This is a genomic window from Cellulosilyticum sp. WCF-2, from assembly GCF_003990395.1.
Taxonomy (GTDB): Bacteria; Bacillota; Clostridia; order Lachnospirales; family Cellulosilyticaceae; genus Cellulosilyticum; species Cellulosilyticum lentocellum.
In genome coordinates, this window is the sequence record NZ_CP034675.1 from 1828474 (window position 1) to 1841080 (window position 12607).

General features: G+C 34.3%; 9 protein-coding genes, 2 tRNA genes and 2 rRNA genes. 12 read left to right on the top strand and 1 reads right to left on the bottom strand.

Annotated features, from left to right (window positions below; translation table 11 throughout):
• Nucleotides 1-9 precede the first annotated feature (9 nt).
• From EKH84_RS07995 to EKH84_RS08010, 4 genes are all read left to right on the top strand, one after another.
• Nucleotides 10-756, top strand: coding sequence for a hypothetical protein (locus EKH84_RS07995; RefSeq protein WP_127065898.1), 747 nt, complete (start codon nucleotides 10-12; stop codon nucleotides 754-756).
• A gap of 256 nt (nucleotides 757-1012) precedes the next feature.
• Nucleotides 1013-2359: a glucose-6-phosphate isomerase gene (locus EKH84_RS08000; protein ID WP_127065899.1), complete on the top strand. Its 1347-nt coding sequence runs from the start codon at nucleotides 1013-1015 to the stop codon at nucleotides 2357-2359.
• A 254-nt stretch (nucleotides 2360-2613) separates the two neighbouring features.
• Entirely contained in the window at nucleotides 2614-3132 is a 519-nt protein-coding gene (locus EKH84_RS08005; RefSeq protein ID WP_127065900.1) for a transcription repressor NadR, read from the top strand.
• 122 nt (nucleotides 3133-3254) lie between these two features.
• Entirely contained in the window at nucleotides 3255-4346 is a 1092-nt protein-coding gene (locus EKH84_RS08010) for a PTS transporter subunit IIC (RefSeq protein ID WP_190283540.1), read from the top strand.
• Here EKH84_RS08010 and yyaC read toward each other — a convergent pair.
• Nucleotides 4343-4912: a spore protease YyaC gene (gene yyaC / locus EKH84_RS08015; protein ID WP_127065901.1), complete on the bottom strand. Its 570-nt coding sequence runs from the start codon at nucleotides 4910-4912 to the stop codon at nucleotides 4343-4345. The two genes, EKH84_RS08010 and yyaC, sit on opposite strands and share 4 nt — an antisense overlap.
• 308 nt (nucleotides 4913-5220) lie before the next feature.
• Between yyaC and EKH84_RS08020 the strand changes: the two genes are divergently transcribed.
• From EKH84_RS08020 to EKH84_RS08055, 8 genes are all read left to right on the top strand, one after another.
• The gene (locus tag EKH84_RS08020; RefSeq protein ID WP_190283541.1) at nucleotides 5221-6507 is read left to right on the top strand and encodes a LysM peptidoglycan-binding domain-containing protein; all 1287 of its coding nucleotides are present in this window, start codon (nucleotides 5221-5223) and stop codon (nucleotides 6505-6507) included.
• 99 nt (nucleotides 6508-6606) lie between these two features.
• Complete coding sequence (locus tag EKH84_RS08025; protein ID WP_127065903.1) at nucleotides 6607-8067, top strand: glycogen synthase; 1461 nt, start codon at nucleotides 6607-6609, stop codon at nucleotides 8065-8067.
• Nucleotides 8068-8239: 172 nt separating this feature from the next.
• Nucleotides 8240-9424 (top strand): DUF5711 family protein, encoded by a 1185-nt coding sequence (locus EKH84_RS08030; RefSeq protein WP_127065904.1) that lies wholly within the window; start codon nucleotides 8240-8242, stop codon nucleotides 9422-9424.
• A 2-nt stretch (nucleotides 9425-9426) separates the two neighbouring features.
• Nucleotides 9427-10116, top strand: coding sequence for a CvpA family protein (locus tag EKH84_RS08035; RefSeq protein WP_013656098.1), 690 nt, complete (start codon nucleotides 9427-9429; stop codon nucleotides 10114-10116).
• 323 nt (nucleotides 10117-10439) lie between these two features.
• Nucleotides 10440-11965 (top strand): 16S ribosomal RNA (locus EKH84_RS08040).
• A gap of 144 nt (nucleotides 11966-12109) precedes the next feature.
• Nucleotides 12110-12227 (top strand): 5S ribosomal RNA (gene rrf, locus EKH84_RS08045).
• A gap of 5 nt (nucleotides 12228-12232) precedes the next feature.
• A tRNA-Ile gene (locus tag EKH84_RS08050) sits at nucleotides 12233-12306 on the top strand.
• Nucleotides 12307-12359: 53 nt separating this feature from the next.
• Nucleotides 12360-12432, top strand: a tRNA-Ala gene (locus EKH84_RS08055).
• Nucleotides 12433-12607 lie beyond the last annotated feature (175 nt).

The window sequence follows — 12607 nt, forward strand, 5'->3', positions numbered from 1 at the left end:
GATGAAAAAATGTTAATATTCTTATTGTTGTTTGAAATAGCTATCATATTTATTATTGTTTTATGCCATATGATGCTTGAGAAAAAATATAAGGAAATAGAAAAGAGTATCCAAATTTATACAAGTAAAAGAGCATATCGAACAAAGCAGAGTGTGGCATTTATTGCTGATATTCTAGATCGCCATGAAAAGTACGTTAATGAAGAAGATCAAGTGACAGACTTATATAGTATGATAAAAAGTAGTTTGCTTAAAGAATATATAGGTAAATTCACTTTTATAGGAGTAAATAATGTAGCTAATAAGGCAAAGTACATTATGTGGGGGATTATTATACTAGAAATGGCCATTGGGTTCATCAATAATATTAATACTTCTTTAGAAGGTATAATTGTCATTATTTCTAGTATACTACTAGCAATAGGCGTAGAAATATTTATTATTGTAAAGGCACTAGAAGAAAAGAAAGAAGCAATGATTGTATTAGTAGAAGATTATATTTTAAATACATATCCTCTTCAAACAAATAATAAAACTAAAGTAAGTAACAATAAGGATGAAAGAATGTTAGAAGAGGGACAAGCTAAAGAACTTATTTTATTAAAGAAAGCTCAAAAAAAAGATTTTGACACTAAGCCAATAAAAAATTGCAATAAGAAAAAACAAGAAAAAGAAATAAGTGTCCCTCAAGTAAAATCAAAGGAAAGGTTAACAGAAAAAGACATTGCTATGTTTATTAATCATCTAAGTGATTGATGATATAAAATACAGAATAAAAAAGATACACTATCCCCCTATAAATTAATCAATTTATGGGGGGGGATTTAGTTAAGATGTTTATAGAGGAGAGCTATAATAATAAATATTAACTAAAGTGCTTATAATAGTTATATTATATCATAAAAATTTTGGTAGCTAGAATAATATTAACTATTTCATTCAAAGATAAATTGAATTATAATGAAATAGTTAAAAAATAAATTAACCTGTCGAAAATTAGGAGGTTTAACTCATGAGTAAAATTACTGTTGACTACTCTAAAACAGGAGTACAAGCACATGAAGTAGCATATTTCAAAGAACATGTGGAAACCGCACATAAAATGCTACATGACAAAACAGGAGCTGGTAACGATTTTCTTGGTTGGATTGATTTACCAGTAGATTATGACAAAAATGAATTTGCACGTATTAAAGCAGCAGCAGAAAAGATCCAAAAAGATTCAGACGTACTTATTGTAATTGGTATTGGTGGTTCATATTTAGGTGCTAGAGCATGTATTGATGCTTTAAGTCATACCTTCTACAATGCATTAAGCAAAGACCAAAGAAAATCACCTGAAATTTATTATGTAGGAAATAATATTTCTGGAACTTACTTAAAGGACCTTTTAGATGTATGTGAAGGCAAAGAAGTAAGCGTTAATGTTATTTCAAAATCAGGAACAACAACAGAACCAGCAATTGCTTTCCGTGTATTCAAAAAATTTATGGAAGAAAAGTATGGAAAAGAAGCAGCTAAAAGTCGTATCTTTGCAACAACAGACAAAGCAAGAGGAGCTCTATTAACACTTGCAAAAGAAGAAGGATACGAAACCTTTGTTATTCCAGATGATGTAGGTGGTCGCTTCTCCGTTTTAACACCAGTAGGACTTTTACCTATTGCAGCAGCAGGGATTGATATTGATGAATTAATGAAAGGTGCAGCAGATGCTAGAGTCGAGTTTGCAACACCAAATTTAGAAGAAAATGCTTGCTACCAATATGCAGCTGTAAGAAATGCACTTCTTAGAAAAGGGAAATCAACAGAAATTATTGTTAACTATGAACCTTGTTTACAATATTTCGGTGAATGGTGGAAACAATTATACGGAGAAAGTGAAGGCAAGGATCAAAAAGGTCTTTATCCTTCATCAGTTAACTTTTCTACAGATCTTCACTCTTTAGGTCAATATATTCAAGATGGTCAAAGAATGTTATTCGAAACAGTTATAAATGTAGAAAATGCAAGAAAAGATGTTGTACTTGAAGAAGAAGTATCTGATTTAGATGGTCTTAATTATTTAGCTGGAAAAACAATGGATTTTGTTAATAAAAAAGCATATGAAGGAACTATTCTTGCTCACGTAGATGGTGGAGTACCTAATATGGTTGTTAACTTACCAGCTATTGATGCTTACCATATGGGACAACTTATTTACTTCTTTGAAAAAGCCTGTGGTATTAGTGGTTATTTATTAGGAGTTAATCCATTTGATCAACCAGGTGTAGAAGAATATAAGAAAAATATGTTTGCACTTTTAGGCAAAAAAGGATTTGAATCACTTAGAGAAACACTTTTAGCGAGACTTAATAAATAATATTATAGATAAATCAAAGAAAGCCTTATAAATGAAGCCATATAAGCTCATTTATAAGGCTTTCCTTGAATGAAAAATATCATTTTTCATAGTTGAATATAGGAAAATAACAATTTATTGTAGTAATGAGTGGAAATGTTTAATTTGAGTTTCCAGGGACTTATTTATAGAATAGGATGTTTTGCAACCCTAGTACTTATCTGCTATAATTTGATTATAGAACTAAAACATAAGTTCAGAGAAGGGTGTAATCAATGGATGGAGAACAAAGAAGGGAAGAAATACTAAAATTATTAGAAAGAGAAACAAAACCTATAAGTGGAACATACTTATCTAAGCATTTTAAAGTAAGTAGACAAGTTATCGTTCAAGATGTGGCATTACTTCGTGCAAGTGGATATGATATATTGGCTACTGCAAGAGGGTATATTCTTAATCAAGATGCATCTAACATGTTACAACGGGTAATATGGGTTAAGCATACACATGATGAAGCTGAGGATGAACTTAATACTATTATTGATAATGGTGGGCGTGTAAGAAATGTGATTATTATGCATCCTGTCTATGGAGAAGTAGTTGCAGGCTTAATGATAAAAACGCGTAGAGAGGTTAAGCAGTTTGTGGAAAAGCTAAAAGAGACAAAGGCTAGCACGCTGTTAAGTTTAACTGACGGTATGCATATGCATACTATTGAAGCTAGTAGTAAAGATGAATTAGATATTATAGAAGAGGAATTAAATACTAAAGGGTATTTAGTGACACATTCATAGTTAACATAAAAAGAACATCATCTACAAATGATGTTCTTTTTATGTTAAAAGACAAGGCTAATTGACTGGTGACATGACACATGATATATTGTATGTAAAATGCAAGATAAGGGAGAAAAATAATGGATAATATAAAAACGTGGCGTACATATGGAAAAAAGTTTGTGGATAGGTATCTAATAAAAGGCCTAAGTGGTATGGCACTAGGACTTTTCTCTACCCTACTTATAGGGACTATTATTAAGCAAATAGGCTCATTTATGCCCAATATATGGATAGGACAATTTTTAATGCAATTAGGGGCATTAGCAACAGTTATGACGGGAGTAGGAATTGCTGTAGGTGTTGCACATCAATTACAGGCAAGCAAACTTGTTATGTATTCTAGTATTTTAAATGGTTTAGTAGGTGCGTATGGTGCTAAATTAGTAGCGGGAGCGATTATAACAGAAAGTGGTATTTTATTATCAGGCCCAGGAGATCCAATGGGGGCATTTGTTGCAGCTGTTATTGGAATAGAGATTGGACGCCTTGTATCAGGAAGAACCAAGCTAGACATTTTATTAACACCAGCGGTAACAATTATATCAGGTTGCTTTGTAGCGTATAAGATAGGAACCTCTTTATCTGCTTTTACAACTCTTTTAAGTGAACTTATTAAAGTAGCAGTGCAATTACAACCCTTTTTGATGGGAATAGTCGTATCAGTGGTAATGGGGATATTTTTAACTTTGCCTATTAGCTCTGCAGCCATTGGTGTCATTTTAGATTTATCAGGGATTGCCGGTGGGGCAGCAACAGCAGGCTGCGCAGCTCAAATGATAGGCTTTGCTGTAATGAGTTACAGAGAAAATAAAGTAAATGGACTTGTAGCACAGGGACTAGGAACTTCTATGTTACAAATGCCTAATATTATTAAAAATCCTAAGGTATGGATTCCGCCTATTTTAGCAAGTGCAATTACAGGACCTCTATCAACAGTCGTATTTAAATTAGAAAATATTGCAACTGGATCAGGAATGGGAACTTCAGGACTTGTAGGTCCACTATTAATGTGGCAAACCATGTTAGAAAAAGGAACTAATAATATCATATTATTAATAGAGATTGCACTTATCTGTTTTGTTTTACCTGCAATACTTACTTGGATATTTGCAGAGATAATGAGAAAGAAAAATTGGATTAGAGATAATGACTTAAAGCTAGATCTTTAATCTTGATAATATCTCCATAAGCAATACTTTATACCAGAAGCAATGGTATCAGCCATTTTCATGACAAGTGATAATCTGGTATTTTGAAGTATGACCATATTCATTAAGCTGCTAAAGTTAACGATACCAGTGATATGGATATGTCCTATAGGAGGTAAATCCTTTTTTACGCCTGCGCCAGGCTTAATGGAGCCTTCACCTAGTGTAAGGCAACCAACATTTTCAGCAGCACCTAAACAAGCATCTATGGCCACCACCAAAGCTCTGGGGTGGTCTTTTATTATAGTTTCTAAAGTCTCTTCTAAGTTTTTAGCATGGACGGGATCGTTCAAAGTACCATATAGGGTGACTTGTTCATAAGAAAGTTCTTTAAGCTTATAGCCAACAAGGGGACCTAAACTATCACCAGTAGCTCTATCTGTACCGATACAGACAATTACAAGCTCATTGTGATGAAGAGGTAAATAAAGTGATAGGTAAGAGGAAAAGTGCTTACAAAATAAACTAAGAGGATTTTCTTCGTTAACATTAATGTAGATGGAACTACGTTTATAACCTAAATCCATAAATATATCACCACTTTCTAAATCTCTTTATAGTCTTCCAATTTTGTTGTGATTTATTTACCAATTCATATGGGATTTATTTACATATAAGTTATCTGTAGTAATCACACAATTTATACAAAATATGGTCTATATAATTAAGAAAAATAATGAATTCTTGAATAAAATATCAAAAAGCAAAAAATAAATGTTATATATGGCAATAAAAAAAGTGAAATCATCGACAACAAACATTAAAATATTAACCTTCTGTATAGTATGATATAAATAAAAATGGATAAAAATGGAAGGTGATTTAAGTGGGAAAAATGAGTTATAGACCAAGAAAGAACCAAGGAAAACAAGACCATGGGAGAAAGATGAACTTACAGAAATCTGTAGATATGTTAGAGGAAAGAGAAGAATTACTAAGGTATGGTACAAGCCAAGAAAATATAGAAGAAGTTAATGAAGATAGTAAGATTATTGCTATTAGCAGTAACAAAAAAAATCATGAAAAGTTAGATAATCTCAAGATAATTGGAGAGATGGATTGTAAATATCACATCTTCATTGAAGATTATGTATATACATATATTTATCAATTAGCAAAGGCTGATTTAGCAAAGGAAAGTTCAGCAATATTAATAGGAGAGATCTATGGAGAGAGTAAAGAAGCTGTTGTAAGAGGTATTATTCCTATTAACATGGAGCTGCTAGCAGAAGATAGTGAATGGATAGATGGTAATGTCCTAGAAGATATAGAGCAGAAGAGAAAGTGCTATTTTAAAGATCAAGATATTATTGGCTGGATGCATATGCAACCTGGATATGGAACTATGTTAACGATGAAAGAAGTAAGGGAACATAAAAGTGTATTTGAGGGGAGTGGAAGTATTTGCTTATTAGTGGATGCTATAAATAAGATAGAAACTGCTTTTGTCTATGAAGACGAAGAATTAAAAGAACAGACAGGATACTGTATGTATTACGAACGAAATGAAGCAATGCAACAGTATATGTTGGATCATCCATTTAATAATGGAGCGAAAGAGGAAATGAGAGATGCAGTTGTTAATCAATTTAGAGAAATAGGTAAGATAAGAAAGACTGAATATACTCAACGTAAAAATTTAAATTTTACAGTTATGATAGCAAGCGTCGTTTTGATTGCATTAACAGCTGCTATTGTAAAAATGAATGATAATAAAAGATTAGCAGATACAGTAGTGGCAAATAGTGATGCAACAATGAATCAAATGACTAGTGAAGATATCAATTTAGCAATTACACCGGCAACTATAGGAAACGAGACAAATTTAAAAGTTTCAGATACTGGAATTATGGATGAACAGGTAAAAGAAGAAGCTGAAGAAACACAGCAAAGTACAGGAATAAACGAGAATAAACAAGAAAATCAATCAACTTCTTTGGCGGAAAACCAAGATTACGAAGTATACGTAGTACAAGTAGGTGATACCCTAGCAGACATTAGTTATAAAAAGTATGGGGAAGCTAAAAAATCAATAGATATAGCTAGAATTAATAATATTGAAAATACAGATCAAATATATGTAGGACAAGAATTAAAGTTACCTATTTATAAGCAGAAATAACGCAAAAATAGTAAAAAAACAAATAATTGTGTGCAAATAAACAAAAATAAGTGTATGATAATATATAAGTATATCATTTTTAGAATCGGAGGAATAAAAGTGAAAGACGCTACACTTAAATGTTTATTTGTATCATCCGAAGTTGCTCCTTATGCAAAAACAGGTGGATTAGCAGATGTTATTGGAGCATTACCAAAGAAACTTAGAGAACAAGGTGTGGATGCAAGAGTGGTAATGCCATACTATCAATCTATAAGAAATAAATTTTTTGAACATGATAAACATTTTTTAACAAGCTATGATGTATATCTAGGTTGGCGTATTCAAGGTGTCGGTATTTATTATGATGACCAAATTGTACCGACTTACTTCTTAAAAAGTGATACCTATTTTTCAAGACCAGAACTATATGGATATCAAGATGATTATGAACGTTTTGCGTTCTTTTGCAAAGGTGTATTAGAAATGCTCAGATATATAGACTTTATGCCAGATATTATTCAATGCAACGATTGGCAAACAGGTCCGATTTGTTTATTTTTAAAGGAGATGTACAGTAGAGACACATTTTTTTTAAAAGTTAGAACAGTATATACAATACATAATATAAAATATCAAGGTCTATTTGGCAGAGAAGCCTTGGATGTTTTAGAGTTAACAAATGACTATATGACACCAGAGCGTATCGAATATCATGGTGCTGTGAGTTATATGAAGGCAGGTTTACTTTATTCGGACAAAATTACAACAGTTAGCCCTACTTATGCAGAAGAAATTAAAACTAATGAGTATGGATGTGGATTAGATCGTTTATTAGGGCAGAAGCTTTATTATAAAATTCAAGGCATCTTAAATGGCATAGATTATGATATATATAACCCGGAAACAGATAAGTATATATATGAGAATTATACAGAGAGCACATTGGATAAAAAGAAAAAGAACAAGGTAGCTTTTCAAAAAGAATATGGATTAGAACAAACAGATGCAATGTTGATTGGTGTGGTGTCTAGGATTACGGACCAAAAAGGGTTTGATTTAATGAAAGAACAAATCTATAATATGTGGGTTATGGATAAAATTATGCAACTTAATGTTCAATTTGTTATTCTAGGAACAGGTGAAAAAGAGTATGAGGATATGTTTAAACATTTTGCATATAAGTATCAAGGAAGAGCCAATGTATTTCTAACTTTTAACGAGGCTTTAGCACAAAAGATATATGCTGCTAGCGACGTGTTTTTAATGCCCTCTTTATTTGAACCCTGTGGTTTAGGGCAGCTTATTGCTATGAGATATGGGACGGTACCTATTGTTAGAAAAACAGGTGGATTAAAAGATACAGTTATTCATTATAATATGGAAACTAGAGAGGGAACCGGATTTGAATTTGAGGAATGCTCAGGATATTGGATGTATAAAAAAATAGAAGAGGCTCAATGGTTTTATAGCAATGAAAAAGAACATTTCAGACAAATGCAAATTAATGGAATGAAAAAAGACTTTTCTTGGGATGATGCAGCAAAGAAATATCAAATATTATATAGGACAATGATTTAGAAATAAAGGGCTACAACATAATAGCTTAAAAAGGAGAAATAGAAATATAAAAGTTTCTGCTACACTAAGTAAAATGTTGGGCCTTTTATTATGTTCATTTTTAAATCTTTCTTTGAAAAAAATTCTATGTGTTGTATGATAAAAGAAGGGATTTAATAGAGGAGGAAACAGAATGACAGATGTTATTAAAAAACGTCGGTTTAAAATTACAAATATCATACTACTCATTATTGTTATGGGAATCTTTGTTTACATAGCAGAGCTTCAGGGATGGATTAATATACATAATGAAGGACAAGCAACCTTGATAGAAAGTGACACTATATTAACATTAGATACTAAAGAGAAAACGTATGTTGGAGTAAATAACAAACAAATTTATAAGATAACTACAGATGGAATTACAGCATATGATTTTGATAAGCAAGAAATTTGGTCAGATACATTAAGTTTAAATAGCATTATTGTTAAGCAGAGGACACCGTATATTGCAGTAGGAAGCAAAGATGGAAAAAGTGTTATTTTATTTAATGATAAAGGAAGACAGACTGAAATAACTACAACTAATCCAATCATTTATTTTTCTGTCAATCAAGAAGGAAGTATGGTAACTATAGAAGAAAGTGAAAAATCTCATACTGTAACTGCTTACGATAAGAGCGGTAAATTTATATGCAAAAGGACAAGCTTTATAGAAAATGATGGCTATCCAATAGTAGCCGAAATATCTCCTAATAGCAACTTGCTTCTTGTCAGCTACATAAATATAAATGAGCCACAAGTAGTATCAACACTAATAGGAATTGATGTTACTGATAAACAGACAGAACAACTAGATAATATTAAATATGGAATAAAGCAAAAAGATAATCTTATCTATGCTCTTGAATTTATAAATGAGAATACTTTAGTAAGTGTAGGCGATAAAAAGGTAACATGGTATGATACCGAAGGGAACGAACAAACAACAAAGAGCAATTTATATTCAGTATTTACTCCATATATAATGGAAATGAGTAAATACGGTGATGGGTACCTCCCTCTTATTATAAGTGAAAAACCAGCTCAAAATATTATTCATCGCCAGGATCAATTAATTTATTTGAATTCGAAAGGTCAAGAAATATTTAAATTACAGTTAAAAGAAGGAGCCGAAAGTTTTTATTCAGATTCAAGTGGAGTAGTTTATAAAAGTGAGGGAATCTTTAAGGGATATGACAGATTAGGAAACTTGATTTTTGAATATAGTCCTACTCTAGATGTTAGTAAGGTGATTTATTCTACTACTTTGAAGAGAGGTATTGCCATAAATAAAGAAAAAGTTATTTTACTTACCCCAAAGAAGGAGAGAAAATAGAAATGCTAGATTTGAGTGTTATTATCGTAGTAAGTATTTTTGGCATAATAGGCTATAAAAGAGGCTTTATAAAGTCAATTTTGACATTTGGAACTTCAATTATAGCATTAGTATTATCTTTTATTGTTTATCCTATGATGACGATGTTATTAAGGATAACACCAGTTTATACGTGGATTTATCAGACTATTAGTAAGAAGGTAGAAGATATTTCATTTGGTGGAGGCTTACAATCACAGGGAGATGCTATTACGAAAAATATTACATGGATGCCGGATATACTTGTTGAACAGGTTAAAAATAATAACAATACAGCTATGTATGACTTATTGGGTGCTACTAATATTAAAGAGTATATAAGTCTTTATGTTACTCAAATGCTTATGGGGATGCTAGCACTATTTTTAACATGGGTAGTTCTAAAGATAATATTAACCACAGTTATTAAACTTTTATCAGGAATTATCGAGCATTTACCCATTATTTCAACATTTAATAAACAAGGGGGGCTATGTTTAGGGATTATTAAGGGGATTTTAATGTTATCTATCGTTGGGCTTATTATTCCAATCTTGATTGAGATACCTAGTATACAAAGTATTTATTTAGAAATACAATCAAGTTATTTATCGAAATGGTTGTATGAAAATAACTTAATAATTATGGTATATAATTATTTGTTTCATATATAAATAGAGCCGTGTAGGAATACGGTCTAAAATAATTAATTTTTAAATAAGACTTGCGATAAAATAACTTATTACTTTATCACAAGTCTTATTTAAAAACATAAAAATAAAGGATAAAAAAATGGTAGAAAGTAGTTGACACTAGTAAAATGACATGATAATATAATATACGTCGCTGAGGAAAGTCGGCGTCGACAAATGAACTTTGAAAACAAAATAGTAACTATAAACCAGTCGATTCATTACGTCTCTAATAAGAGATGAGAATCAGTACAACTTGTACTAAGTAAAATAGTCAGTAGTAGAAATACTACACGGACAAACTTTTATATGAGAGTTTGATCCTGGCTCAGGATGAACGCTGGCGGCGTGCTTAACACATGCAAGTCGAACGAAGTGATAGGAGCTTGCTCCTAGAACTTAGTGGCGGACGGGTGAGTAACGCGTGGGTAACCTGCCCTATGCAGGGGGATAACGTTTGGAAACGAACGCTAATACCGCATAAACTATGGACAATCGCATGATTGTTATAGTAAAGATTTTATCGGCATAGGATGGACCCGCGTTGGATTAGCTAGTTGGTGAGATAACAGCCCACCAAGGCGACGATCCATAGCCGGCCTGAGAGGGTGAACGGCCACATTGGGACTGAGACACGGCCCAAACTCCTACGGGAGGCAGCAGTGGGGAATATTGCACAATGGGCGCAAGCCTGATGCAGCGACGCCGCGTGAAGGAAGAAGGTCTTCGGATTGTAAACTTCTATCAGCAGGGAAGAAAAAATGACGGTACCTGACTAAGAAGCTCCGGCTAACTACGTGCCAGCAGCCGCGGTAATACGTAGGGAGCGAGCGTTATCCGGATTTACTGGGTGTAAAGGGTGCGTAGGCGGTTTGTTAAGTCAGAAGTGAAATTTAGGGGCTCAACCTCTAAGCTGCTTCTGAAACTGATGAACTAGAGTGTGGGAGAGGAAAGTGGAATTCCGAGTGTAGCGGTGAAATGCGTAGAGATTCGGAGGAACACCAGTAGCGAAGGCGGCTTTCTGGACCATAACTGACGCTGAGGCACGAAAGCGTGGGGAGCAAACAGGATTAGATACCCTGGTAGTCCACGCTGTAAACGATGAATGCTAGGTGTCGGGGCTTACGGGTCTCGGTGCCGAAGTTAACACATTAAGCATTCCACCTGGGAAGTACGATCGCAAGATTGAAACTCAAAGGAATTGACGGGGACCCGCACAAGCGGTGGAGCATGTGGTTTAATTCGAAGCAACGCGAAGAACCTTACCTAAACTTGACATCCTTTTGACTAGAGGGTAATGCCTCTTTCTCTAGCTTGCTAGAGCAGAAGTGACAGGTGGTGCATGGTTGTCGTCAGCTCGTGTCGTGAGATGTTGGGTTAAGTCCCGCAACGAGCGCAACCCCTATCTTTAGTAGCCAGCATTAAGTTGGGCACTCTAGAGAGACTGCCAGGGATAACTTGGAGGAAGGTGGGGATGACGTCAAATCATCATGCCCCTTATGTTTAGGGCTACACACGTGCTACAATGGCTGCTACAAAGGGAAGCGATCTCGCGAGAGTCAGCAAACCTCAAAAAAGCAGTCCCAGTTCGGATTGTAGTCTGCAACTCGACTACATGAAGTTGGAATCGCTAGTAATCGCGAATCAGAATGTCGCGGTGAATACGTTCCCGGGTCTTGTACACACCGCCCGTCACACCATGGGAGTTGGGGGGGCCCAACGCCGGTGACCCAACCCTTCGGGGAGGGAGCCGTCTAAGGCAAAACCAATAACTGGGGTGAAGTCGTAACAAGGTAGCCGTATCGGAAGGTGCGGCTGGATCACCTCCTTTCTAAGGATAGAAATCGAAGGTTTAATAGTTACTGTTTTGCTTTGAGAGTTCATCGCTAGATGTAACTATCAAAGCACCGAACCGAAGTGAAACGGCGGTGAGGTGTTGCTTAAGATCTAGTGTGAAATTGAATTCTAATAAATTTGTGGTGATGATGCGCTTAGGGGAAACACCCGTTTCCATTCCGAACACGTAGGTTAAGACCTAAGCGGCTGATGGTACTTGTCGGGAGACTGACTGGGAGAGTAAGTGGTTGCCACATTTTATAGGCTCGTAGCTCAGGTGGTTAGAGCGCACGCCTGATAAGCGTGAGGTCGGTGGTTCGAGTCCACTCGGGCCTATTCACTTTTAAGAAGTGATGATAGGATTAACTCAATAATAAAAAACACCATATGGGGGTTTAGCTCAGTTGGGAGAGCACCTGCCTTGCACGCAGGGGGTCAAGGGTTCGAATCCCTTAATCTCCACTGTCCTTACAATAGGACAATTTGTACTTTGAAAACTAAACACAATTTAAAATAGATTTGTAAGTTATAGCAATATAACTTGCGCCTAACGATAAATGTACACGCACATTAGTGCAAAAATGTTTGTCAGGGTGTAAAATCTACAATTTAACCGATAATAAATATTCTTTGTATT

Bases quoted from the DNA above. Each gene is read 5' to 3' on its own strand.
- EKH84_RS07995 (WP_127065898.1), top strand. From the start codon at position 10: ATGTTAATATTCTTATTGTTGTTTGAAATAGCTATCATATTTATTATT.
- EKH84_RS08000 (WP_127065899.1), top strand. From the start codon at position 1,013: ATGAGTAAAATTACTGTTGACTACTCTAAAACAGGAGTACAAGCACAT.
- EKH84_RS08005 (WP_127065900.1), top strand. From the start codon at position 2,614: ATGGATGGAGAACAAAGAAGGGAAGAAATACTAAAATTATTAGAAAGA.
- EKH84_RS08010 (WP_190283540.1), top strand. From the start codon at position 3,255: ATGGATAATATAAAAACGTGGCGTACATATGGAAAAAAGTTTGTGGAT.
- yyaC (WP_127065901.1), bottom strand. From the start codon at position 4,912: ATGGATTTAGGTTATAAACGTAGTTCCATCTACATTAATGTTAACGAA.
- EKH84_RS08020 (WP_190283541.1), top strand. From the start codon at position 5,221: ATGAGTTATAGACCAAGAAAGAACCAAGGAAAACAAGACCATGGGAGA.
- EKH84_RS08030 (WP_127065904.1), top strand. From the start codon at position 8,240: ATGACAGATGTTATTAAAAAACGTCGGTTTAAAATTACAAATATCATA.
- EKH84_RS08035 (WP_013656098.1), top strand. From the start codon at position 9,427: ATGCTAGATTTGAGTGTTATTATCGTAGTAAGTATTTTTGGCATAATA.